Here is a 23905-nt window from a genome sequence, read left to right as displayed (position 1 = left end):
CGGATTAAGTCACCGCTCCGGCCCCGCCCCGCGCCCCCGTCCCGCCCACCCCTCAGCTCACGATCTGCCCCTTCCCCAGCGCGATCACCCCGTTCTTCGACACCGTGTACAGCTCCCCGTCCCGCTCCGGGTTCACCCCGATCGTCGCCCCCGGCGGGACCTCCGTGTTCTTGTCGAGCACCGCGCCCCGCACCACCGCGCCCCGCCCGATGCGCACGTTGTCGTGCAGCACCGCCCCCTGCACGACCGCCCCGGGATCGACCACGACGCCCGGCGACAGCACGGACCGCGTGACCTGCCCGCGTATCAGGCACCCGGCGCTGATGATCGACTCGCTGGCCATCCCGCCCGCGTTGAACCGCGCCGGCGAGAGCTGGCCGGAGTGCGTGTAGATCGGCCAGCTGCGGTTGAAGAGGTTGAACGCGGGCCGCTCGGCGATGAGGTCCATGTGCGCGTCGTAGTACGCGTCCAGCGTCCCGACGTCCCGCCAGTACCCCCGGTCCCGGCTGGTCTCGCCGGGCACGTGGTTCTGGCTGAAGTCGTACAGGTACGCCTCCCCGCGCGCGGTGAGCTGCGGCAGGATCGAGCCGCCCATGTCGTGGACGGAGGACTCGTCCTCGGCGTCGCGCTGCAGCGCCTCGATGAGGGTCTTGGTGGTGAACAGGTAGTTGCCCATGGAGGCGAACACGCTGTCGGGGTCGTCCGCGAGGCCGGGCGGGTCGGCCGGCTTCTCCAGGAACCGCTCGACGACCTGCCCGTCGCTGCCCGGCGTGATCACCCCGAACGACGAGGACTCCGCGCGCGGGACGCGGATCCCGGCGACGGTGACGCCCGCGCCGCTCTCCATGTGCTGCGCGAGCATCTGCCGGGGGTCCATCCGGTAGACGTGGTCCGCACCGAACACCGCGACATACTCGGGCCGTTCGTCGTGCACGAGGTTCAGCGACTGGAGCAGGGCGTCCGCGCTGCCCAGGTACCAGCGGGGCCCGAGCCGCTGCTGCGCGGGGACCGGGGTGACGTAGTTGCCGAGCAGGCTCGACATCCGCCAGGTGGTGGTGATGTGCCGGTCCAGCGAGTGCGACTTGTACTGCGTCAGCACGCAGATGCGCAGGATGTCGGCGTTGACGAGGTTCGACAGGACGAAGTCCACCAGCCGGTAGGTCCCGCCGAAGGTCACCGCGGGTTTCGCCCGGTCCGTGGTCAGGGGCATCAGCCTCTTGCCCTCACCGCCAGCCAGCACGATCCCGAGCACCGAAGGTCCGCCACGACGCATAGCCGCTCCCCTCACCTGTGGGTGCCCCTTCACTGCCCCCGCGCGAGGCGCCTCAACCCTGTCGAAGGATCTCCGCGTAGAGCGCGACAGTGCGCCGGGCCACCGCGTCCCACCCGAACTCCCCCACCGCGCGGGCCCGTCCGGCCTCCCCCATCCGCCGCGCGGCGGCCGGATCGGCGAGCACGGAGTCGATCGCGCGGGCGAGCCCGGCCTCGAACTCCCCGTCCACGTCGACCAGCAGGCCCGTGACGCCGTCGTCGACGACCTCGGGGATCCCGCCCACGCGCGAGGCGACGACCGGCGTCCCGCACGCCATCGCCTCCAGGTTGACGATGCCCAGCGGCTCGTAGACCGAGGGGCACACGAACACGGCGGCGTGGGTGAGGAGTTGGATGACCTCGGGGCGCGGCAGCATCTTCGGGATCCAGTGCACCCCGTCCCGGACGCCGCTCAACTCCTCGTACAGCTCCCGGAATTCGCGGTCGATCTCGGGGGTGTCGGGGGCGCCCGCGCACAGCACGACCTGGGCGCGCGGGTCGACGTCCCGGACGGCGCGCAGGAGGTGGGGCACGCCCTTCTGGCGGGTGATGCGGCCGACGAACAGCACGTAGGGCCGGTCGGGGTCAAGGCCCGCGCGCAGCAGGGCCTCGGTGCCGTGGTCGGGGCGGTACAGGCCGGTGTCGATGCCGTTGTGGACGACGCGCACGCGCGCGGGGTCGAGCGCCGGGTAGCAGGCGAGGATGTCCTCGCGCATCGCCCCGGAGACGGCGACGACCGCGTCGGCGGACTCGATCGCGGTGCGCTCGGCCCAGCTCGACAGGGCGTAGCCGCCGCCCAGTTGCTCGGCCTTCCAGGGGCGCAGGGGTTCCAGGGAGTGCGCGGTCATCACGTGCGGCACGCCGTGCAGGAGTTTCGCGAAGTGGCCCGCGAGGTTCGCGTACCAGGTGTGGGAGTGGACGAGGTCGCGCCCTTCGAGGGCGGCGGCCATGGCGAGGTCGACGGAGAACGTGCGCAGCGCGTCGTTCGCGCCGTCCAGCGCGGACCAGGAGCGGTGGCGCAGCACGCCGTCGGCGCGGCCCTCGCCCCAGCAGTGCACGTCGAGGTCGACGAGCGGTCTCAACTCCCGTGCCAGGAACTCGACATGGACACCGGCGCCCCCGTAGACATCCGGCGGGTACTCCCGCGTCAGCAGCCCCACTCGCAACCGAAGCCCCTCTCTCAGCGACCGGTTCCCTCATGGTCACCCAGACGGGGCGCGCGGGGAAGGGCGTCGAGACAGCAGTCGCCGCACAGGCCACCGCCGGGCACCCGGTAGTACAGGCAGCAACTGCGGCGCCGGAAACGGCCGTTCGTGAAGGTGCCGGTGCCGGCGAGCAGGGGGTGGGCGAAGAGCTCGGAGGTCAGGGCGCGGGTGGTGGCGGCGACGTCGGAGCGGCCGGACTGCCGCGCCCAGAGGGTGAGCTGGCGCGCGCTGCCGGCGAGGGCGGATCCGGCGTTGCCGCGCAGGAGGCCGGGGGCGACGCCGTGGCGGGTGCGCAGGGCTGCGGCGAGGGGTTCGAGGTGGGCGTCGAGGACGGCCGCCGCGAGGTCACGGGCGGGGGCCGGGCGGACCTCGGTGAGCCACAGGTCGTCCGGCGCGGAGGCGTCGGGGCGCCAGCGCAGGAGGGCGGGGTCGAGGTCGGGGAGGCGGCCGTAGAGGGCCGCGCAGCCCAGGGCCGCCGACCAGAGGCGGGAGGCCAGGGACTGGTGGGCGAGGGAGGCGGCGACCCGCTCCTCGGGGGCGCCGACACCGGCCGCGACCGAGCGGACACGGAAAATCAGCGGATCTCCGTAAACATCCGACGACCGGCCTTCGTACGCGTCCGCGAGCGTCGGCAGCGGGCCCGGCGGGGCGGTCGCCGGGTCTCCGGCCGGGGGTAGGAGGGTGCGCAGGACGAAGAAGCCGCCGAGCGGGCGGAGGGCGGCGAGAGCGGGGTCGAGGTCCACGAGAGGCAGTAGTACCAAGAACGGTCGGATCCCGGGGGTACGTCCGGGAGCGGCGCACCACCACCCTTGAGGCGGACTCGGGGCCTTTCGTACTCCGTAGGTAGTAGGCCGCAATGAGTGCTCAGGTACGACGACAGGAACAGATCGACGGGGCATCGTTGTTGTCATGAGAGCCGACCGTTCGCCTCGCCGGGCCCCGAGCCCCCGCCTCACGCAGAGGAGCAGCCGATGAGCGCCCTCGCGTTGTCCGTGGTCCTGTCGCTGGTCTCCGCCGTGGCGTACGCCGCGGGGGCGATCGTGCAGGAGCAGGTGGCGCTCTCCTCCCCGGGCACCTCCGGCGGGCAGTACGCGCCCCTGCGCCGCCCGGCGTGGTGGGGCGCGGTCGCGCTGAACGGCCTGGGCGGGGTGCTCCACGTGGTGGCGCTCGCGTACGGCCCGCTGAGCCTGGTGCAGCCGCTGGGCGCGCTGACGATCGTGTTCGCGCTGCCGCTTGCGGCCCTGCTCGTGAAGCGCCGCGCGGGGGCGACGGCCTGGCGGGGCGCCCTGATGGCGACGATCGGCCTGGCGGGCCTGCTGGCGCTGGTCGGCGCCTCCGACTCGCAGTCCCTGACGACGCCGCAGCGGATCGCGGTCGCGACGGCGACGGCCGGCGCGGTGGCCGCGCTGATGGTCGCCGCCCGCGCGGTGCACCGGCACCCGGCGGTGCGCGCGATGCTGCTGGCGACCGCGTCCGGGATCGCGTTCGGCATGTCGTCGGTGTTCACGAAGACGGTCGCCGTGGACTGGGCGGGCGGCGTCTCCGCCGGTGACCTGCCCACCCTGGCCCTGATCGGGGTCCTCGCGACGGCGGGCATGCTGCTGTCGCAGGCGTCCTACCGGGGCGCCGGGCTCGCGGCCCCGCTGTCCACGCTGACCGTCGTCAACCCGGTGGTCGCGGCGGCCGTCGGGATCACGATGTTCGGCGAGACCTTCCGCTACGGCACCACCGGCACCGCGCTCGCCCTCGGCTGCGGCGTCGTCGCGGCCGGCGGGCTGATCCTGCTGACGACGGAGCGGCTGGCCCGCGAGCACACGGACCGGCCGGAAGCCCCGCACGCCGGGGAGGGCCGCCAGGACACGGCGCCGGAGCCCGGGGCCGGCGCCGGATCCGCCGTCACGGACCCGGCCACCGGCGGCCGACCGCTCGCGAAGCATCCCGGACAGCCGGCCGCGCAGGCGTCCGCCGAGCCCGCCCCGGACCCTGTCCCGGAGCCCGCGCCCGCCGTGCCCGCGCTACCCGCCGTGCCCGCCGTACCCCCCGTACCCGCCCTTGAGGAGCTGCCCCAGCAGCGTCCCGCCGAACTCCCGGACGGCACCTACCGGTTCGTCCTCGACGGGCTCTCCGTGGCGGCGCGGACCGGCGACCGGCACCGCGCCAAGGTCAGATCCTGACGCCGCCGGCCCGCAGGTAGGCGAGCGGGTCGACGTCGGATCCGAAACCGGGCCCCGTCCGCACCTCGAAGTGCAGATGCGGGCCCGTGCTGTTGCCCGTGGACCCGGACCGGCCGATGCGCTGGCCCGCACCGACCGACTGCCCGTCCCGTACGGAGATCGCCGACAGGTGGGCGTACTGGGTGTAGCGGCCGTCCGTGTGCCGGATGACGACCTGGTAGCCGAAGGAGCCGCCCCAGCCGGCGGTGACGACCTCGCCCGCGCCGACCGCCTTCACGGTGGTCCCGGTGGGGACGGGGAAGTCGACGCCCGTGTGGTAGCCCTTCGACCAGGAGGAGCCGGTGGCGCGGTAGCGGGTGCCGGTCCCGGCGTTCACGGGGGCGACACGGGTGGCGTGCCCCTCGTCGGCTCTCGGCTTGGCGGCCGGCTTGGACTTGGCCGCCGGCTTGGGCTTGGCGGCGGGCTTGGGCTTGGCGGCGGGCTTGGACACGGCCTTGGGCTTGGCGGCCGGCTTGGTCTTCGCCTTGGGCGTGGCCTTGGCCGGGTTCTTGGCCGGGTTCTTCGCCGCCGCCTTGCCGTCCAGGCTCAGCCGCTGCCCCGGCATGATCAGGTCCGGGTCGGCGCCGATCGTCGTGCGGTTCGCGGCGTACAGGCCCCGCCAGCCGCCGCGCACGTCACGCTCGTCGGCTATGCCGGAGAGGGTGTCGCCGCGCACGACCGTGTACATCTCGGTGCGCCCGGCGCGGGACTGCGGGGTGGCCTGCGCGCGGACGTCCGGCGCCTGCTTGGCCTTCTTGACCGTGCTGTGCCGGCTCACCGGCTCGATGTCCGGCGCGTCCCCGCCCCGGGTGAGCCCGGCGCGGACCGAGCAGACGGGCCAGGCGCGCGGCCCCTGTCCGTCGAGGACCTTCTCGGCCACCGCGATCTGCTGGTCCTTGGTGGCCAGATCCGCGCGCCCCGCGTACGACAGACCGCCGTACGCCTCCCAGGTGGACTGGCTGAACTGGAGCCCGCCGTAGTAGCCGTTCCCGGTGTTGATGTGCCAGTTGTTCGTGGACTCGCAGGCCGCGACCTTGTTCCACGTGTGGACGTCGGCGCCGCTCGCCGGGCTCGCGGCGATGAGCGGGAGCGCCATGCCCGCGCCGCCCGCAGTGACGGTGAGCGAGGCGCGGTTGATCCGGTTCGGCTGGTACCGGCGGTGCCGGCCGCGTACGGCCATGTGATCCCCCCTGGACAGGCGGACAGGCGTCAGGAGGGGAAAACGTATGGGGCGGGAACCGGCCAGGACAAGACCGCGAATCAGCCGCTGTCCTACCCCGAACGGTTCCCCTCATGTCACCGTGTTTCAGCCGAAGATGCCCTGCCCCGGCACCAGGACCCCGCGGGGGTCGTAGGTGTGTTTCGCGGCCACGAGCTGCGGCCAGGCCGCCCCGAAGTGCTCCTGCCAGTCCGCAGGCCGAAACGGGATGGAGCCGACCGGATACTGCGTGCCGCCGGCCGCCGCGGTCCTCTCGTACGCCGCCCGGTTCGCGGCGAGGAGGCGGTCGACGGTGGCCGTGTCGGTGGACGGGGTCGCCGCGAGGATCGCGAACAGGTACGGAACCGGGTCGTCCGGCATGGGCAGCAGCGGGGCGTGCAGGCGGGCGCGCTCCAGCGGGTAGAGGAGGATCAGCCCGGCGCCGACGTCGGCGGCGGTGACCCCGGCCAGGATCTCCCCGGCCACCTCGGCGGTCCGCTCGCCGGGGATCAGCAGGTTCAGCCAGGGGTGCGCGTACGCCCAGACCCCGGACTTCTTCAGCTCCTCGGCGACCGGTCCGACCCGGTTGACGAAGTCGAAGTAGGTCGGCGTCGTGCGCTGGACGCCCGCCGGGTCGTACCCGAGCCCCGCCAGCAGCGTCTCCTCCGGGACATCCGCGTCGTAGGCGACCGCTTCCAGGACGTACGCGGTGAAGGCGCCGTTCTTGTCGGCGGTGACCTGGCCCTCGACGTAGTCGAAGCGGCGCTCGCGCGTGAGGGTCCGCTGGTCGGCGAGGAAGGCGGCGAGGTCGGTGTAGGGCAGGAGGTAGTGGCGGACCGTCGGCGCGGTGGGCGCCGGGACCAGGCGGATCGTCGCGGAGACGATGACGGCGCACTGGCCGAGGCCCGCGAGGACGGCGTGGAACAGGTCGGCGTGGCGCGCGGGTGAGCAGCGCACCAGTTCGCCGGCGCCGGTGACGACGTCGAGGGCGAGGACGTTGTCGACCTGGGCGCCGTGCCGGTGGGTCTGGCCGCCGATGCCGCCGACCGAGAGGGTGCCGCCGACGGAGAGTTCGATGTAGTCGGTGAACACGGGCGGGGTGAGGCCGTGCTGGAGGGTGGCGCGCAGGACGTCGATCCACAGCGCGCCCGCGCCGACCGTCACCGTGCCGTGCTCCGGCGTCCCGATCCGGTTCAGCGGGCCCGTCTCGATGATCACGCCGCCCGCCGCCTGGGCCTGGCCGTAGGTGCCGTGGCCCTGGCCGCGCGGGGCGACCTTGATGCCGTGGGCGTTGCAGAAGCGGATCATCTTGACGACGTCGTCGACCGAGCCGGGGCTGAGGACGGCGGCCGGGGTGCGGTGGACGATGTGGCCGTAGTCCTCGGCCGCCGCCGCGAGGGAGGCCGCGTCGGTGCGCAGGGTGCCGTCCAGCGGGGGGACCTGCGGGAGGCCGGGGTCCGCGGTCGCCGCCCAGCTGCGGGCGACGGGGTCGAAGGCGACCACGGCGGAGCCTGCGGCCAGGCCCTGGAGCACGGTGCGACGGGAGGGTGTGGGGGTCATGTGCCTCGCCTCGTTCGCCCCTCCGGCCCTCCTGGGGCGGCCCGGAAGGTCGTCGGATGGATCAGGGTGCCATGCTAAGTCGATCTTGAGCGTCTGGTACTTGTGGTTTCAAGCACACTTGGCCTCACCTGCTCCGGACATCGCGCGCGTCCCGCACGCACCGAGCGGCGGCGTCGAGTCCGGGACGCGGGCTGGAGAACACCGGGACCGCCGTCCGGGCGAGTTCCTGAGCCGGTGCCATGGACGCCTGCGCCAGCACGATCGCGTCGGCGTCCGCCACCGCGTCCACCGCGTCCGCGACGGCACGCGCGTACGCCCCGGCGTCCCCGGCCTCGAACAGCTCCCACGCGCCCTCGACCAGCACCGTCCGCACGCTCACCGCGCGCCCGCCCGCCTCTTCGCGGACCAGGTCGGCGGTCGGCCCGAGGGTGCTGGCGACCGCCGCGAGGACGACGACCCGCGCCCCGGCGGCGACCGCCGCGGCGGCCATCGGCCGGTCCACCCGCACGACCGGGACGGCGAGGTCCGCGCCCCGCTCCTCCGCGACCCCGCCGATCGACGAACACGTGCACAGCACCGCGTCCACCCCCTCCCCCACCGTCCGCTCCAGCGCCTCCCGCACCGCCGGCGCGACCGCCTCGGGCCCCTCCACGCGGGCGCGCGCGAGCAGCGACTCGTCCACGTGGTGACGCAGGGTCAGGTCCGGGTGGTGCTCGTCACGCAGGGCGTCGAAGACGGGGATGTGGACCGGCGAGGTGTGCAGGAGGGCGAGACGCATGCCGGGGAGGCTAGCGCGCCTCGGGGTGCTCCTTCAGCCAGAGTTTCGCCGCCCCCAGGAGCTCCGGGCTCGCGGGCGGGGCCTCGTCCGGGTGGCGGGCGGCCCAGGAGACGACGTACGGGCAGAGCGGGGCGACCTGCTTGCCCTCGCGCGCGGCGACGGCGTACAGCTCGCGCGCCAGGGAGCCCGCGATGCCCTGGCCCTCGTGGGCCGGTTCGACGATCGTGTGGACCGGGACGAGGGCGGCCTCGGGGGCGTCCAGGGTGAAGTAGGCGATGTGGCCGACGAGTTCACCGCCGGCGTCCAGCGCCTCCAGGCGGCCCGCCTCGCGGTCGTCGCGGATGTGGATGTCACTCATGGGCACGCTCCCGGGGTGAGAAGTACGGGGCCGAGCGTAGTGGACGATGATCACACCGGGCGGGCCCGTCACCGCTCCCCTTCGAACCTCAGCGTCCCCGACGCCGTCGCCGTGCCCTCCTGGACGACCTCGAAGCCCCAGCCCTCGTCCCCGGCCGCGCAGTCGACCCGCGCCGCCGGCGTCCACTCGGTGAACCCGGTCGCCGTGAGGTCCGCGGCGATGAGCCGTCCCGCGCGCCCGCGCGCGAGGCACGCGGCCTGCCGGGCGGACTCCAGGAGGACCATGCCGGGGACGTGGTCGCTGGGGTGGTCGAAGTAGAGGGGGTGGCCGAGGTCGGCGGGGGCGATGCGGACGGCGCCGGCCGCATCGCGGGCGACCATCACCCCGCCCTCGCCGGTCACCCCCGCCTCGGCGGGCGCGGGCCGCTCCCCTGCGGGCGGGCGGGGCGGCTGCCGGTCGCGGCCGGTGCGCAGGGCGTCGTACTGGCGCGGGGTGAGGGTGCGCAGCCGTCCGTGCGCGCGCCCGAAGGGGACGCCGGCGCAGGAGAAGACGACGCGCAGCGACAGGGACAGCGGCCCCGGGCGCGCCGGGACCTCGCGGACGTCCGACAGGTGCGCCTCGCACAGGATGTCGCTCGCGCCGAACGCCGTACGGGGCTCGGCGGCGGGGTCCAGGGCGAAGCCGACGGTCCTGATGAGCAGGCGGGTCTCGGGCGGGGTGCCGAGGAACACGCGGGGGATCAGCAGGCCGATCTGACGGATCGTCTCGACGGCGAACACCGGGTCGTGGCGGCCCTCGGGGTCGTGGGGGAACGTGGAGTGCCGCAGCGGCCACTGGGCGGCGACCAGGAAGCGGCTGTCCGAGACCCTGAGCGCGTCCGTGAGCAGGACCTCCGTCACCGAGCGGCGGTGCACCAGGTGGCGGGGGACCGTGCGGTCCCAGGTCGGGGCCGCCGTCCTCGGCTCGGCGGTGGCGATGGCGGGGGCGATGGCGGGGGCGGAGGAAAGGGCGGCGAGAGCATTGGACATAAAATCATGAGAACAACGTCCGGCCGTGTCAGTGCTGACTTTTCCCTCCGCCGCCTATAGATCACCTGAAAGGCCGATCGAGACATCCAGGACCGGAGGACGCAGGATGCAGGAGCGCGCGGAGACGACCAGAAAGGCCGTTCTCGTGGCGGCCGCCCGGCTCTTCGAGGAGTACGGGTACGCGGGCACGAGCATTTCCGACGTGGCCCGCTCCAGCGGGTACACCAGCGGGGCGCTGTATTTCCACTTCGGCAGCAAGGAGGACCTGGCGCGCAGTGTCGTCGAGGCGCACTTCGCGCACTGGCCGCCGGTGATCGCCGGGTGCCTGCGCCGGAAGGGCACCGCCCTGGAGCGGCTGGTGCTCCTCAGCTTCGAGGTGGCCCGCGAGTTCCGCGACAACCTCCTGGTCCGGGCCGGCAACCGGCTCTGGAACGAGCGGCAGGCGATCTCGACGGAGCTGCCGCTGCCGTTCGTCGGCTGGATCGCGACCGTCGGCGACGTCCTCACCGAGGCCCGCGACGCCGGCGAGCTGAACCCGGCCCTCGACGTCCCGCGCACCGCCCGGACCGTCATCGCCGCGTTCTTCGGCACCCACACCGTCTCGGACGCCCTGTGCCGCCGCGCGGACGTCGAGGACGCGGTGGCCGACATGTGGCGCCTGCTGCTGCCCGCGATGCGGGTGGACGGGGACACGGAGGGGTGTCTGGCACGGGGGCGGGAGCTGGCGGCGCTGGTGGGGTGAGACGGCCGGGCCTCAAAGCGGGAGCCTCGGGACAGGGGCCTCGGGCTCTCAGGTGAGGACCGCCTCCAGGACGTCCGAGTCGGAGACCAGGCGCACGTCGGGCCCGCCCCCGCCGCTGTGCCGGCCGAGGGCCTGGACCATGCGGCGGGCGCGGATGTTGTCGGCGGCGACGTAGGCGACGATCGTGCGCACGCGCATGAAGTGGGCGAGGCCGTACAGCCGCCGGGAGAGGATGCCGCCCAGCCCGTGGGACTGCCAGGCGTCCTCGACGAGGACGGCCAGCTCGGCGACGTCCGGATGGCGTTCGTAGAGCAGGTGGCCGACGGCGACGACCCGCTGGGGCAGCCCGAACGGCGTCGCGAGGAGCGTGCAGCCGGCGCGGGGCCCGCTCATCCGCTCCCACGCCTCACGGCTCAGCTGCGGCGTCCCCGTGTGGTAGCGCCGCGCCCGGGTGGCGGCCGAGCAGCGCACGTGCAGGGCGCGCACGGCGTCGTAGTCGGCGGTGTACCCGGTGCGGACGGTGACGGTCACAGCAGGCCGCCGACGGTGAGGGGCGGCGCGGCGGGCGCGGGGAGGCGGACGCCGTCGAGCAGGGCGCCGAGCGCGTCGAGACCGCGTACGGCGTCGGCGTCGAGGCCGGTCAGCTCGGTCAGGCGCCAGTGGGCGAGGAGGGGGTGGAGGACGAGGTCGAGGTGGCGGCGCAGGTCGTGGACGCCGGAGGCGGGCGGGCCGAAGGTGAGGAGTTCCGCGCAGATCGCGGCGACGGTGCGGGAGGGGTCGATCAGGAGGGCGTCGTCGAGGAGTGAACGGTGGAAGGCGGCGTGGAGTTCCTTGTCGCCGGCGACGAGGTCCAGCAGCCGCGCCCCGCAGTCGGGGACGCCGGGGACGGACCGGTAGAGGACGGCCGCGGACGTCTCCTGGACGGTGAGGTGCGCGAGGGTGCGGGCGAGGTCGCGCACGGGTTCCTCGCGGACCGCGCCGAGCGCCGCCAGCCGGGCCCGCTCCAGTTCCACGGGGTCGGCGGCGCGGGTGGTGAGGAGGTAGTCGCGCAGGGCGAGTCCGTGGCGCTGCCGCTCGGCGGTCCAGCGGTGCAGCCAGCGCGCCCAGGCGCCCCGGTCGCCGCAGACGGCGGCGAGGGCCGCGTGGCGGCGGGGCAGGTCCTCCTCGGCGGCGAGCAGGAGCGTGAGGACCGTGCGGGCGGGCCCGGTGAGGCGGGACTGCCCGGGGTGCCAGGGGGAGCTGTCGAAGTCCCAGCTGAGGGACCAGGGGACGGGGTCGTGGGGCATCCACTCCCGGGCGGCCGTCAGGTGGTGGTCGAGACGGCGGGTGACACTGGGTTCGAGTTCCGCGCGCAGATCGATCGGCATGGCGATGTCCCGGTTCGAATTTCGGCAGGGGCGGGGCGGACCGTGGTTTTTCTCGGTACCGAGGCGAACGCGGACCGATAATGGTCCCTATCGTTCACGCACCGTAGGTTGCCACGAGCACCGGCCCGAATACGGGCAGTTACCGCTGGACGGAGTGGTCCCCGGCGAATGTTTCACTCGGAAGGGGCGATATACGCACCATGTTTTCCTGTGTCACGTTGGATTGTTTTCCGTGGGTTTTATCGGGCCGTTCCGCGCGTGTTTTCGCGGCGACGTGAAGAGAGGTTCCGAGATGCCGGCCACATCCGCACCCGACCGAACAGATGCTCTCGGCTTCCTGCGGGAGTCGGAATTCCCGTACCTGGACGCCGAGGACCACGCCTATCTGGACTGGACCGGCGCGGCGCCGGCCCCGCTCTCCCTGGTCCGCGCGAGCGCCGCCCGCCTCACCGCGGGCGTGTACGGCAACCCGCACACCGCGAGCCCCGCCTCCCTCGCCTCGACCCGGCTCGTGGAGGAGGCCCGCGAGGCGGTCCTGGCGTTCTGCCGGGCCCCGCGCGAGGCGTACACGGTCGTCTTCACGGCCAACGCGACCGGGGCCCTGCGGCTGGTCGCGGAGGCGTTCCCGTTCGGCCCGCGCGCGCCGCTCGCGTTCCTCGGGGACGACCACAACTCGGTACTGGGGATGCGCCGTTACGCGGCGCGCGCGGGGGCGCCGGTGCGGGTCGTGCCGCCGGGCCCCGACTTCCGCACGGATCCGGCGGCGGTGACGGCGTGTCTGGACGCGGGCGGGCGGGGGCTGTTCGCGTTCCCGGCGCAGTCCAACGCGACCGGCGTGCGGCATCCGCTGGAGTGGGCCGGCGAGGCGCGGCGCCGGGGGGTGGCGGGTGCTGCTCGACGCCGCCGCGTACCTGCCGACCGGGCCGCTCGACCTGACGGAGGTCCCGGCGGACTTCGTCGCGCTGTCCTGGTACAAGATCACCGGGTTCCCGTCGGGCGTGGGCTGCCTGGTGGCCCGCCGCGACGCCCTCGCCGCCCTGCGCCGGCCCTGGTTCGCGGGCGGGACCGTGCGGGCGTCGTCCGCCCACACCGACTGGCATCTGCCCGCCCCGCCGCCGGAGGGGTTCGAGGACGGCACCCTGCCCTTCCTCGCCCTGCCCGACGTGACGGCCGCCGCCGCCTGGCACCGCGCGCTGGGCGCCGGCGCCGTCCGCCGCCACGTCGCGGCGCTCACCGCCCGCCTCCTGGCCGGCCTCACCACGCTGCGCCACCCCGACGGCGCCCCGGCCGTCCGCGTCCTCGGGCCCCTCACCACCGACGGCCGGGGGCCCACCGTCGCCTTCAACCTCCTGCGGCCGGACGGCACTCCGCTCGACGAACGGCTCCTCCAGCGGGCCGCCGCCGGCGCCCGCGTCAGCCTGCGCACCGGCTGCTTCTGCAACCCCGGGGTCGCCGAGGAGGCCAACGGGATGACCCCGGAGGTGGTGCGGGCGGCGCTGCTGCGGGGTGCGCCGGCGGACGTCGACGCGTACCTCGCCCAACTCGCGGTCCGGGCTCAGGGGGCGGTGCGGGCGTCGATGGGGGTGGGGACGAACACGCGGGACGTGGACCGGCTGGTGGAGGTGTGCGCGGAGGTGGTGGCCAAGGGGGCTTGGGAGGAAGGGGAGTTCGGGGCCCGGGTGGGGTGCTGAGGGCCCCGCGCCCCCCTGCCCCCCCTACACCGCGGCCTCCTCGCAGGCGAAGCAGTCCGCTTCCGCCTCATCCTCCTGCTGTCCCTCGAACTGCGTCCGGTACAGCTGCGCGTACCGTCCCTCGGCCGCCAGCAGCCCTTCGTGCGTGCCCTGTTCGACGATCCGGCCGGCTTCGAGGACGAGGATCAGGTCGGCCGCGCGGACCGTCGAGAGGCGGTGCGCGATGACCAGCGCGGTGCGGTCGGCCAGCGCCTCGGTCAGCGCCTCCTGGACGGCCGCCTCGGACGTGTTGTCCAGGTGGGCCGTCGCCTCGTCGAGGATGACGACGCGCTGGCGGGCCAGCAGGAGGCGGGCGATGGTGAGCCGCTGGCGTTCCCCGCCGGAGAGCCGGTAACCGCGTTCCCCGACGACGGTGTCGAGGCCGTCGGGCAGGTCGTGGACCAGCGCCTCAAGGCGGGCCCGGCGCAGCGCGTCCCACAGCTCGGCGTCGGTCGCGAGCGGGGCGGCGAGCAGGAGGTTGGCGCGGACGGTGTCGTGGAAGAGGTGTCCGTCCTGCGTGACCATGCCGACGGTCTCCCTGAGCGAGCGCGCGCTCACGTCACGGACGTCCACGCCACCGATCCGCACCGCGCCGGAGTCGACGTCGTACAGGCGGGGCAGGAGCTGCGCGACGGTCGACTTGCCGGCGCCGGAGGAACCGACGAGGGCGACGGTCCGGCCGGGTTCCGCGCGGAACGTCAGGCCGTGCAGGACCTCGACGCCGCCGCGTGTGTCGAGGGCGGCGACCTCCTCCAGGGAGGCGAGGGAGACGCGGTCGGCGGCGGGGTAGCCGAAGCGGACGTCGTCGAACTCCACGGAGAGCGGTCCTGCCGGCAGGTCGACGGCGTCCGGCTTCTGCTCGATCAGCGGCTTCAGGTCCAGGATCTCGAAGACGCGCTCGAAGCTCACCAGCGCGCTCATCACCTCCACGCGCGCGCCCGCGAGCGAGGTGAGCGGCGCGTACAGCCGGGTCAGGAGCAGCGCGAGGGAGACGACGGCGCCGGGCTCCAGGGTGCCGCCGAGCGCGAGCCGCCCGCCGAGCCCGTACACCAGCGCCAGCGCGAGGGCCGAGACCAGGGTCAGGGCGGTGATGAAGACGGACTGCGCGGTCGCCGTCCGCACCCCGATGTCCCGAACGCGGGCCGCGCGTTCGGCGAACTGGGCGGACTCCTCCTCGGGGCGGCCGAAGAGCTTGACGAGGGTGGCGCCGGGCGCGGAGAACCGCTCGGTCATGCGGGTGCCCATCGCCGCGTTGAGGGTCGCGGCCTCGCGCTGCATGCCCGCCATCCGCGCGCCCATGCGCCGCGCCGGGATCACGAACACCGGCAGCAGGGCCAGCGCGAGGAGCGTGACCTGCCAGGACAGGGTCAGCATGACGGCGAGCGTGAGGACCAGGGTGACGAGGTTGCTGACGACGCCGGAGAGGGTGTTGCTGAACGCGCGCTGCGCGCCGATCACGTCGTTGTTCAGCCGGGATACCAGCGCGCCCGTGCGCGTGCGCGTGAAGAACGCGACCGGCATGCGCTGCACGTGGTCGAAGACGGCCGTCCGCAGATCCAGGATCAGCCCCTCCCCCAGCGTCGCCGACAGCCGCCGCCCCAGCACCCCGAGCCCGGCCTCCAGGATCGCGATGCCCGCGATGAGCAGGGCGAGGCGGACGACGACGGAGGGCTCGCCGCGCGACACGATCGTGTCGACGACGTGTCCGGCGAGCACGGGCGAGGCGACCGCGAGCAGCGCGGTCACCATCCCGAGCGCGACGAACAGCGCGATCCTCCTGCGGTGCGGTCGGGCGAACGCGCCGATGCGGCGCAGGGTCTCGCGGTCGAAGGGTCTGCCGTGTCCGGTCCTGGCGCTCATGGCGCTCTGCAACTGCGCCCACGCGGTGGTCTCCATGCTCATGGGGACGACCGTAGGACCTCGACCAATCTTGAGGTCAAGGGCGTGACGGGAGTTCGTCATACGGCGTCCGCGCGCCCGCAACCCCGCGTTGTGCGGGCGTGGAGAACCTCTGACGACGTGACCGTCCCCCTCATCGCTCCCCGGCGCGTCCCCGTGCGCCAACTGCTCTGCCTCGTGCCCGTCGCCCTCGTCGCCGTCGTCGCGGTCCGCCACCGTGACGTCCTCGCCGAGGGTTTCGGGCACCTCCACGACGCCGAGTGGCCCTGGCTGCTGGCCGCCGCCGGGGCGACCTGTCTGACCTGGGTCGCCGCCGCCGTCACCCGGCAGGGCGCGGTGTCGCAGCCGCTGCCCCGGCTGCGGCTGCTGGCCACCCAGTTCGCGGCCGGCGCCGCCAACCACCTGCTGCCGACCGGGCTCGGCGCCGGCGCGGTCAACCTGCGGTTCATGACCGTGTGCGGGGTGCCGCTCGCGCGGTCCTCGGCGGCCCTCGCGCTGTACCTCCTCGCGGAGAGCGTCGCCCGGGTCGGCCTGCTGGCCGCGCTGCTGTGCGCCTTCCCCGACGCGCTGCGGCTGGGCGCGCTGCTGCCCGGCACGGACGCCGGTCCGCTTCTCGCGGCCGTCGCCGGGGGCGCGGCCGTCGTCGCGGGCCTCCTGTGCCTCGTACGGCGGCTGCGCGCGCCCGTCGTGACGTTCCTGCGCGCCGCCCTCACCGAGGCGCGGTCCGTGCACACGTGTCCCGGGCGGGTGCTGGCACTGTGGGGCGGCTCCCTGGCGTTCCCGGCGCTCCAGGCGGCCGGACTCGTCGCCGTGGGGCGGGCGTTGGAGCTGCCGGTGCCGGCCCTGCACATGGCGCTCGCCTATCTCGCGGCGACCGTCGCGGTGGCGCTCGTGCCGACGCCGGGCGGGATCGGGTCGGTGGAGGCGGCGCTGGTGATCGCGCTGGTGGCGGCGGGCGGGCCGCTGGCGCTGACGACGGCTGTGGTGCTGACGTACCGGGTGATCACGGTGTGGGTGCCGTTGGTGCCGGGGGCGGTGGCGTTGGGGGCGTTGGTGCGGTTCAAGGTGATATGAGGCGCGCCCGTTCCCTCTGGGGTCGGCAGCGCTCTTCTCCCGCTCGGGGCGCGGATCCTGACGCGTCGAAAGGGCTTGCGAAAGGTCCTTCCCGGATGCGGCAGGATGGATGGTCGCGCTCCGGTCGAGGGCGCGTCAGCACATCCCGGAATCGAGCAGGTGACCAGGTGACGACATTTCACATCCGGCCTCTTATGGGCGAGTTGGCGGGAGGTGAGGGATGCTGACGCGTGAACTCACCGTGCACGACGCGGTGGTGGCCGGGATCGCGGTGGCGTCCGGGCTGCTGGTGGCGTTCGTGTCCCGGTCGCTGCTGCTGTGGCTGGCGAAGCACGCGAAGCGGACGAGGTGGGGCGGGGACGACGTGATGGTCGCCGCGCTGCGGGGCGTGCTGCCGTGGGCGGCGGTCGCCGGGGGTGTCGCGTCGGCGGCGGCCGTGCTGCCGCTGGCGAAGGTGTGGCACCGGACCGCGAACCAGGCGTTCACCGTCGTGCTGATCTTCGTGGTGACCGTGTCGGTGGCGCGGGTCGTCGCGGGGCTCATGCAGACGGTCACACAGTCCCGGCCGGGGGTCGCCGGGTCCGCGACGATCTTCGTGAACATCACGCGGGTGCTGATCCTCGCGATCGGGTTCCTCGTGATGCTCCAGTCGCTGGGCATCTCCATCGCGCCGATGCTGACCGCCCTCGGCGTCGGTGGTCTCGCCGTCGCGCTGGCGCTCCAGGACACCCTCGCGAACCTCTTCGCCGGCATCCACATCCTCGCCTCCAAGACCGTCCAGCCCGGTGACTACATCAAGCTGAGCAGCGGCGAGGAGGGGTACGTCGAGGACATCAACTGGCGTCAGACGACCGTGCGCGCCCTGTCCAACAACCTCATCGTCATCCCCAACGGGCAGCTCGCCAAGGCCAACATGACCAACTTCATGCGGCCCGAACAGCAGCTGACGATCCTCGTGCAGGTCGGGGTGGCCTACGACAGCGACCTCGACCAGGTCGAGAAGGTCACCATGGACGTCATCGCGGAGGTCATGACGGAGATCACCGGCGCGATACCGGACCACGAGCCCGCCGTCCGCTTCCACACCTTCGGCGACAACCGCATCGGGTTCACCGTCATCCTCGGCGTCGGCGAGTTCAGCGACCAGTACCGGATCAAGCACGAGTTCATCAAGCGGCTGCACAAGCGGTACCGGGCGGAGGGGATCCGGATCCCGGCGCCGGCGCGGAACGTGTCGTTGCAGCCGGGGTCGCTGGTGATACCGCAGCAGCGGGACCGTACGGACCCCTGTCGAGGCCGGTCCGATCACGAGATATCTTGATGTCGAGCAATGTTGCAGACGTGGAGCGGAGCACCCGGTGACTGACTCGACCATCATCTACACCCACACTGACGAGGCCCCGGCCCTGGCGACGTATTCGTTCCTGCCGGTGGTCGAGGCGTACGCCGGCCAGGCGGGCGTCTCCGTGGAGACCCGGGACATCTCGCTGGCCGGGCGCATCATCGCGGTGTTCCCGGAGTACCTGTCCGAGGACCAGCGCATCCCGGACGCCCTCGCCGAGCTGGGCGAGCTGGCCAAGACGCCGGCCGCGAACATCATCAAGCTGCCGAACATCTCGGCGTCCATCCCGCAGCTGAAGGCCGCGATCGCCGAGCTGCAGGGCCAGGGCTACGCGCTGCCGGACTACCCGGACGACCCGAAGACCGACGAGGAGCGGGACATCCAGGCCCGCTACGACAAGGTCAAGGGCTCCGCCGTGAACCCGGTCCTGCGCGAGGGCAACTCCGACCGCCGCGCTCCCGCCTCGGTCAAGAACTACGCCAAGACCCACCCGCACCGCATGGGCGCCTGGACCCCCGAGTCCAAGACGAACGTGGCGACCATGGGCGAGAACGACTTCCGGTCCACCGAGAAGTCCGCCGTGATCTCCGAGGCCGGCTCGCTGAAGATCGAGCTGGCCGCCGCCGACGGTTCGACGACCGTCCTGCGCGAGTCCGTCCCCGTCCTCGCGGGCGAGGTCGTCGACGCGTCCGTGCTGCACGTCGCCGCGCTGCGCGAGTTCCTGACCGCGCAGATCGCCCGTGCCAAGGCCGAGGGCGTGCTGTTCTCCGTGCACCTCAAGGCGACGATGATGAAGGTCTCCGACCCGATCATCTTCGGCCACGTGGTCCGCGCGTTCTTCCCGAAGACGTTCGCCGCGTACGGCGAGGCGCTGGCCGCCGCCGGCCTGACCCCGAACGACGGTCTGGGCGGCATCCTCAAGGGCCTCGACGCGCTCGAGAACGGCGCCGAGATCAAGGCGTCCTTCGACGCGGAGCTGGCCGAGGGCCCGGCGCTCGCGATGGTCGACTCCGACAAGGGCATCACCAACCTGCACGTGCCGTCCGACGTCATCGTCGACGCCTCGATGCCGGCCATGATCCGCACCTCCGGCCACATGTGGGGCCCGGACGGCCAGGAGGCCGACACCATCGCCGTCCTGCCGGACTCCTCCTACGCGGGCGTCTACCAGGCCGTCATCGACGACTGCCGCGCGCACGGCGCCTACGACCCGTCGACCATGGGTTCCGTCCCGAACGTCGGCCTCATGGCGCAGAAGGCCGAGGAGTACGGCTCCCACGACAAGACGTTCGAGATCAAGGCCGCCGGCACGGTCCGCCTCGTCGACCAGGCCGGGAACGTCGTCCTGGAGCAGGAGGTCGCCGAGGGCGACATCTTCCGCGCCTGCCAGACCAAGGACGCGCCGATCCGTGACTGGGTCAAGCTGGCTGTCACGCGTGCGCGTGCCACCGGTGACCCGGCCGTGTTCTGGCTGGACGCCGAGCGCGGCCACGATGCCGTGATCATCGAGAAGGTCAAGGCGTACCTGCCGGAGCACGACACCGAGGGCCTGGACATCAAGATCCTGTCCCCGGTCGAGGCGACCAAGTTCTCCATCGAGCGCATCCGCCGGGGCGAGAACACCATCTCCGTCACCGGCAACGTGCTGCGCGACTACCTGACTGACCTCTTCCCGATCCTGGAGCTGGGCACCAGCGCCAAGATGCTGTCGGTCGTCCCGCTGATGGCGGGCGGCGGGCTCTTCGAGACGGGCGCCGGCGGCTCCGCGCCGAAGCACGTCCAGCAGCTCGTCAAGGAGAACTACCTGCGCTGGGACTCCCTCGGTGAGTTCTTCGCGCTGGTGCCGTCCCTGGAGCAGTACGCCGAGGCCACGAACAACCCCAAGGCCAAGGTCCTCGCCGACACCCTCGACCGCGCCACGGCGACCTTCCTCAACGAGGACAAGTCCCCGACCCGTCGCGTCGGCGGCATCGACAACCGCGGCAGCCACTTCTTCCTCTCCCTGTACTGGGCGCAGGAGCTGGCCGCGCAGACCGACGACGCGGACCTCGCGAAGGCGTTCGCCCCGCTCGCCGAGACCCTTGCGGCGAACGAGCAGAAGATCGTCGACGAGCTGAACGCCGTCCAGGGCTCCGCGGCCGACATCGGCGGCTACTACCAGCCCGACCCGGCGAAGGCCGCGGCCATCATGCGCCCGTCCGCCACCTGGAACACGGCGCTCGCCGCGCTGTAGCACACACCGCGCTGAGGCTCCCGCTGCGAGCCGACGCGAGTGCCCCGGGGCCCGCCCCGGCCGGATCCTTCCCGGCCGGGGCGGGCCCTTGCGCGACACCGGACGACCGCTCCTGCACGGGCGGACGCTCTCTGGGGACCCGTGCTCGCCGCGCAGGCCGTCGGCGACAAGGACAGCGCGCATCACCACTCCCGGGGTGCGATCAGTTCCTCGACGTCGGCGGTCGGGAAGCCGTACGCGTGGGCGACGAACCAGAACTCGCCGCCGATCTCCTCGCGGGCCACGGTCTCGATCTCGCTGCCGGCGGCGTCGAACTCCGCTTCGAGGGCGTTGAACTCCTCGGTCGCGGCGTGGGTGAGGGCGTAGAGCGCGCTCAGGTCGGCGGGCTGTTCGGTCTCGATGCGTGCGCAGAGGCGGACGAGGATCGCGCGCCCCTTGTCCAGCACGTGGTCGGGGAAGTAGTCGTCCTCGTAGAGCGTCGCCAGGAACTCCCGCTCCGCCGTCTGTTCGTTCGTCAGGCCCATGGCCCCTCCCCCGCAGTCGATGTGACACCGTGATCCGATGGTGCACCACGCCACTGACAACGCCCCGGGAGCAGCCTTGACCAGCGCCGTACCGCCGTCCTTCGTGTGCCTCCCCGGTGCAAAGGACTCGCCGGTGATCCTGCACGTGCCGCACTCGGCGCGGGAGATCCCGGCACAGGTGCGGACGGGGATCGTGCTGGGGGACGCGGAGCTGGAGCGGGAGTCGGACCACATCGTGGACGCGTGGACGGCGGAGATCGCCCGGGACGCGGCCGGCGGGAGCCGGGTGCGGCCGTGGCGGTTCGTCAACCTGCTGTCGCGGCTGGTGGTGGACCCGGAGCGGTTCCTGGACGAGCGGGAGGAGATGCGGGCGGTGGGGATGGGGGCCGTCTACACGCGCACGACGCACCGGGAGGTGCTGCGGGACGACGCCGTCGATCCGGGGCCGCTCGTGGAGCGGTACTTCCGTCCGTACGCGCGCGCGATGACCGAGGCCGTGCGGGAGCGCGTCGAGCGCGCGGGCCGGGCTGTCGTGATCGACGTCCACTCGTACCCCAGCACGCCCCTGCCGTACGAGCTGCACGGCGACGGCGCGCGCCCGGCCGTGTGCCTGGGCACCGACCCGTTCCACACGCCCCCGGCGCTCCTGGACGCGGCCGAGACGGCGTTCGCGGGGTTCGAGGTGGGGCTGGACAGCCCCTTCAGCGGTACGTACGTCCCCCTGGAGTTCTACGGGTCGGACGCGCGCGTGACCGCGCTGATGATCGAGGTCCGCCGGGACGTCTACATGACCGAGCCCGGTGGCCCGGCGGGCCCGGGGCTGGGCCGTGTCGCGCGGGCGCTGGCGGCCCTCGTGGACGCCGTCTCGGGCCCGCGGCCCTGACCCGCCCTGTTAGGAGCACTCCCGCGCGACACGCCGCCCGCGCCCGGCGAGGGTGGACGCATGACCGAGGAGATCACCGCGCCGCCCCTGCCCGCCGTGCGGGACTGGCCGACCCCCGACCTGGAGGGCACCGCCTTCGACCCGGTCCTCGCGGAGCTGATGCGCGAGGGCCCGCTGACCCGGATCCGGCTGCCGTTCGGCGAGGGCTGGGCGTGGCTGGCGACGCGGTACGACGACGTCCGGGCCGTGACGAACGACCCCCGGTTCAGCCGCGCCGAGGTGACGAGCCGTCAAGTCACGCGTATGGCCCCGCATTTCAAGCCCCGCCCGGGTTCGCTGGCGTTCGCGGACCAGCCCGACCACAACCGGCTGCGCAAGGCGGTCGCGGGCGCGTTCACGGTGGGCGCCATGAAGCGACTGCGCCCGGTGGCGCGGGCGATCCTGGACGGTCTGGTCGACGCGGTCGTCGCGGAGGGGCCGCCCGCCGATCTCGTCGCGCGCGTGCTGGAGCCGTTCCCGCTGGCGGTGGTCAGCGAGGTGATGGGCGTGCCGGAAGCGGACCGTCCGCGGGTGCACGCGTGGACGCGCGAGATCATCTCGACGTCGGGCGGCGCGGCGGGCTCGGAGCGGGCCAAGGAGGGCCTGTACGGGTGGATCGCGGCGACGATCCGCGCGCGGGCCGACGATTCCGGCGGCTCCGGCGGCTCCGGCGGCTCCGGCGGCTCCGGCGGCTCCGGTGAGGACGTGTACGCGCTGCTCGGTGCGGCCGTCGCGCGGGGGGACGTGCGTGAGGACGAGGCGATCGGGCTCGCGGGGCCGTTGCAGATCGGCGGGGAGGCGGTCACCCACAACGCCGGACAGATGCTGTTCCTGCTGCTGACCCGCCCGGAGCTGCTGGTGCGGACGCGTGAACGGCCGGACACGCGCGGGGTGCTGATCGACGAGCTGCTGCGCTACATCCCGCACCGCAGCAGCGTCGGCCTGGCCCGGATCACCCTGGAGGACGTCGAGCTGGCCGGGCGGGTGATCCGCGCGGGCGAGCCGGTGTACGTGTCGTACCTGGCCGCCAACCGCGACCCGGACGTCTTCCCCGCTCCGGACGTCGTCGACGTCGGCCGGGACCCGAACCCGCACCTCGCGTTCGGCAACGGCCCCCACTACTGCACCGGCGCCGTCCTGGCCCGCCTCCAGCTCGACCTGCTGCTGGAGACGCTGGCCGGACGGCTGCCGGGGCTGCGCCTCGCGGTCCCGGCGGACCAGGTCGAGTGGCGGAAGAAGACCATGATCCGGGGGCCACGCACCTTGCCGGTCACCTGGTGAGACGCGGGTGGGCGCGATGAGGTTCAGGCCCGCAGCCACTCCGTGACGACGACGTCCCCGCCGGCCCGCACCCGCAGCGCGAACGGGCCCGAGGGGGCCGCGTCGCTGCTGAACCGCCCGAGGTCGTCGGTGTCGAGCGCGGTGGCCTGCTGGGGCCCGCCCAGGACCTCGATGCGGGCCGTCTGCGGGGGCATCAGCTGCCCGAACATGCCGTGCGTGGTGACCTCGACGTCGACCGTGAGGTCCCCGGTGTCGAACGTCAGCATGCGCGGCGCGTCCGTCACCCCCCGCACGGGGATGCCGTGGGTCAGCGAGTCGAAGGTCAGCCCGGCGATCTTGGCGTCGAGGTCGACCAGCGCGAACGCCTCCAGGGCCGTGCGGTAGACCTCGGCGGGCACCGGGTCGAGGATCGCGGCGGCCTGGCGCAGCTCCTCCTCCAGACAGTCGTCCGCGAAACCGTCGCCGGCGTCGTCGTGCGGGGCCTCGTTCATCGGATCGTCCATCCCGTCGTACACGTCGTCGTTCACTTCGGACCCCGGCCTTCCAGGCGGACGCGCAGCCGGCGCAGGCAGCGCTGGCGCATCGGGCCGATGCTGCCGACGGCGATGCCGAGCGCGTCCGCCACCTCCTGGTAGCTGGGCGGGGGCGAGGCGATGAGCACCCTCAGCAGTTGCCTGCAGCGTTCACCCAGCGCCTCGAACTCCTGCCACAGGCGGCGCACGCGTTCGCTCTGCGCGGCGGCCTCCTCGGAGTCCAGGACGGACTGTTCGGGGGTGCGGTCCTCGCTGACCCGGTCCAGGACCTGGGGGTCGTCGGTCGGGGTGAGGCGCTTGAGGCTCTTGATGACCTTCAGGCACTCGTTGCGCGCGGTGCTCGCGAGCCAGGCGCCCGCCTTCTCGGGTTCCCGGATCCGCCCCAGGTGCTGGGCGAAGCGGAACCACACGGTCTGGCACACCTCGTGCCCGTCGGCCTCGGAGAGCCGGTGTGCGCGCACCACCGACCAGACCAGCGGGCTGAGCCCTTCCACCAGCGCTTTCCAGGCCGCCGCGTCACCGTCGATCGCGGCCTGGACGAGCGCGCCGACATCAGTACGGTCCACGGCCCCACCCCTCGTGTACGGCATGTCATCGTACGCCGTGA

22 protein-coding genes and 1 pseudogene are annotated in these 23905 nt (G+C 73.4%); 9 read left to right on the top strand and 14 right to left on the bottom strand.

Annotation, left to right across the window (positions count from 1 at the left end; translation table 11 throughout):
• Window positions 1-52 precede the first annotated feature (52 nt).
• Genes glgC through IAG44_RS35030 form a run of 3 tightly spaced genes read right to left on the bottom strand, consistent with a single transcriptional unit; the run spans window position 53 to window position 3259 of the window.
• Entirely contained in the window at window positions 53-1273 is a 1221-nt protein-coding gene (glgC, locus tag IAG44_RS35040) for a glucose-1-phosphate adenylyltransferase (protein WP_187751086.1), read from the bottom strand.
• Between the two features lie 52 nt (window positions 1274-1325).
• Complete coding sequence (gene glgA / locus IAG44_RS35035; RefSeq protein ID WP_187751085.1) at window positions 1326-2477, bottom strand: glycogen synthase; 1152 nt, start codon at window positions 2475-2477, stop codon at window positions 1326-1328.
• A 14-nt stretch (window positions 2478-2491) separates the two neighbouring features.
• Window positions 2492-3259 (bottom strand): (2Fe-2S)-binding protein, encoded by a 768-nt coding sequence (locus IAG44_RS35030; protein WP_246562271.1) that lies wholly within the window; start codon window positions 3257-3259, stop codon window positions 2492-2494.
• Window positions 3260-3487: 228 nt separating this feature from the next.
• Here IAG44_RS35030 and IAG44_RS35025 point away from each other — a divergent pair, with 228 nt between their 5' ends.
• Window positions 3488-4690, top strand: coding sequence for a DMT family transporter (locus tag IAG44_RS35025; RefSeq protein ID WP_187751083.1), 1203 nt, complete (start codon window positions 3488-3490; stop codon window positions 4688-4690).
• Here the strand turns inward: IAG44_RS35025 and IAG44_RS35020 are convergent.
• From IAG44_RS35020 to IAG44_RS35000, 5 genes are all read right to left on the bottom strand, one after another.
• Entirely contained in the window at window positions 4680-5909 is a 1230-nt protein-coding gene (locus IAG44_RS35020; RefSeq protein ID WP_187751082.1) for a transglycosylase family protein, read from the bottom strand. The genes IAG44_RS35025 and IAG44_RS35020 overlap by 11 nt on opposite strands.
• Window positions 5910-6035: 126 nt before the next feature.
• The gene (locus IAG44_RS35015; protein ID WP_187751081.1) at window positions 6036-7487 is read right to left on the bottom strand and encodes an FAD-binding protein; all 1452 of its coding nucleotides are present in this window, start codon (window positions 7485-7487) and stop codon (window positions 6036-6038) included.
• A 124-nt stretch (window positions 7488-7611) separates the two neighbouring features.
• Complete coding sequence (locus IAG44_RS35010) at window positions 7612-8265, bottom strand: aspartate/glutamate racemase family protein (RefSeq protein WP_187751080.1); 654 nt, start codon at window positions 8263-8265, stop codon at window positions 7612-7614.
• A 10-nt stretch (window positions 8266-8275) separates the two neighbouring features.
• Window positions 8276-8623, bottom strand: coding sequence for a GNAT family N-acetyltransferase (locus IAG44_RS35005; protein ID WP_187751079.1), 348 nt, complete (start codon window positions 8621-8623; stop codon window positions 8276-8278).
• 68 nt (window positions 8624-8691) lie between these two features.
• Window positions 8692-9651, bottom strand: a complete 960-nt coding sequence (locus tag IAG44_RS35000) for a ScbA/BarX family gamma-butyrolactone biosynthesis protein (RefSeq protein ID WP_187751078.1) — start codon at window positions 9649-9651, stop codon at window positions 8692-8694.
• Between the two features lie 106 nt (window positions 9652-9757).
• Here IAG44_RS35000 and IAG44_RS34995 point away from each other — a divergent pair, with 106 nt between their 5' ends.
• Window positions 9758-10393: a ScbR family autoregulator-binding transcription factor gene (locus IAG44_RS34995; RefSeq protein ID WP_187751077.1), complete on the top strand. Its 636-nt coding sequence runs from the start codon at window positions 9758-9760 to the stop codon at window positions 10391-10393.
• Between the two features lie 48 nt (window positions 10394-10441).
• Here IAG44_RS34995 and IAG44_RS34990 read toward each other — a convergent pair whose 3' ends face one another.
• Together IAG44_RS34990 and IAG44_RS34985 are read right to left on the bottom strand one after the other, a co-directional pair.
• Window positions 10442-10924: a GNAT family N-acetyltransferase gene (locus IAG44_RS34990; protein WP_187751076.1), complete on the bottom strand. Its 483-nt coding sequence runs from the start codon at window positions 10922-10924 to the stop codon at window positions 10442-10444.
• Window positions 10921-11760, bottom strand: coding sequence for an acyl-ACP desaturase (locus IAG44_RS34985; RefSeq protein WP_187751075.1), 840 nt, complete (start codon window positions 11758-11760; stop codon window positions 10921-10923). The genes IAG44_RS34990 and IAG44_RS34985 overlap by 4 nt, the downstream gene beginning before the upstream one ends.
• Between IAG44_RS34985 and IAG44_RS44845 the strand changes: the two are divergent.
• Both IAG44_RS44845 and IAG44_RS44370 read left to right on the top strand, forming a co-directional pair.
• Window positions 11759-12571, top strand: a pseudogene (locus IAG44_RS44845) (aminotransferase class V-fold PLP-dependent enzyme); the annotation flags it as partial. The gene IAG44_RS34985 and the pseudogene IAG44_RS44845 overlap by 2 nt on opposite strands.
• A gap of 76 nt (window positions 12572-12647) precedes the next feature.
• Entirely contained in the window at window positions 12648-13451 is an 804-nt protein-coding gene (locus tag IAG44_RS44370) for an aminotransferase class V-fold PLP-dependent enzyme (protein WP_187751074.1), read from the top strand.
• Window positions 13452-13475: 24 nt separating this feature from the next.
• Here the strand turns inward: IAG44_RS44370 and IAG44_RS34970 are convergent, their stop codons facing one another.
• Window positions 13476-15386 carry an ABC transporter ATP-binding protein gene (locus IAG44_RS34970; RefSeq protein WP_187752979.1) on the bottom strand — a complete coding sequence of 637 codons (1911 nt, stop codon included), beginning with the start codon at window positions 15384-15386 and terminating at the stop codon, window positions 13476-13478.
• A gap of 123 nt (window positions 15387-15509) precedes the next feature.
• On the opposite strand from IAG44_RS34970, the gene IAG44_RS34965 reads away from it, so the two are divergent.
• From IAG44_RS34965 to IAG44_RS34955, 3 genes are all read left to right on the top strand, one after another.
• On the top strand, window positions 15510-16463 hold the full coding sequence (locus tag IAG44_RS34965) for a lysylphosphatidylglycerol synthase transmembrane domain-containing protein (protein ID WP_187751073.1): 954 nt from the start codon (window positions 15510-15512) through the stop codon (window positions 16461-16463).
• Between the two features lie 220 nt (window positions 16464-16683).
• The gene (locus IAG44_RS34960; RefSeq protein ID WP_425508487.1) at window positions 16684-17784 is read left to right on the top strand and encodes a mechanosensitive ion channel family protein; all 1101 of its coding nucleotides are present in this window, start codon (window positions 16684-16686) and stop codon (window positions 17782-17784) included.
• Window positions 17785-17821: 37 nt separating this feature from the next.
• Window positions 17822-20038, top strand: coding sequence for an NADP-dependent isocitrate dehydrogenase (locus IAG44_RS34955; protein ID WP_187751072.1), 2217 nt, complete (start codon window positions 17822-17824; stop codon window positions 20036-20038).
• A 182-nt stretch (window positions 20039-20220) separates the two neighbouring features.
• On the opposite strand, the gene IAG44_RS34950 is transcribed toward IAG44_RS34955, so the two are convergent.
• Complete coding sequence (locus tag IAG44_RS34950) at window positions 20221-20562, bottom strand: DUF5713 family protein (RefSeq protein WP_187751071.1); 342 nt, start codon at window positions 20560-20562, stop codon at window positions 20221-20223.
• A gap of 37 nt (window positions 20563-20599) precedes the next feature.
• On the opposite strand from IAG44_RS34950, the gene IAG44_RS34945 reads away from it, so the two are divergent.
• Entirely contained in the window at window positions 20600-21445 is an 846-nt protein-coding gene (locus IAG44_RS34945) for an N-formylglutamate amidohydrolase (protein ID WP_425508486.1), read from the top strand.
• Window positions 21446-21505: 60 nt separating this feature from the next.
• Complete coding sequence (locus tag IAG44_RS34940; protein WP_187751069.1) at window positions 21506-22765, top strand: cytochrome P450; 1260 nt, start codon at window positions 21506-21508, stop codon at window positions 22763-22765.
• Window positions 22766-22788: 23 nt separating this feature from the next.
• On the opposite strand, the gene IAG44_RS34935 is transcribed toward IAG44_RS34940, so the two are convergent.
• Together IAG44_RS34935 and IAG44_RS34930 are read right to left on the bottom strand one after the other, a co-directional pair.
• Window positions 22789-23292 (bottom strand): hypothetical protein, encoded by a 504-nt coding sequence (locus tag IAG44_RS34935; protein WP_187751068.1) that lies wholly within the window; start codon window positions 23290-23292, stop codon window positions 22789-22791.
• Window positions 23289-23888, bottom strand: coding sequence for an RNA polymerase sigma factor (locus tag IAG44_RS34930; protein WP_187751067.1), 600 nt, complete (start codon window positions 23886-23888; stop codon window positions 23289-23291). Before IAG44_RS34930 ends, IAG44_RS34935 begins: the two co-directional genes overlap by 4 nt.
• Window positions 23889-23905 lie beyond the last annotated feature (17 nt).

The organism is Streptomyces roseirectus (assembly GCF_014489635.1).
GTDB lineage: Bacteria > Actinomycetota > Actinomycetes > Streptomycetales > Streptomycetaceae > Streptomyces > Streptomyces roseirectus.
Note: the sequence above shows the minus strand (reverse complement) of the source record. Positions and strands in the feature narration are given on the sequence as shown.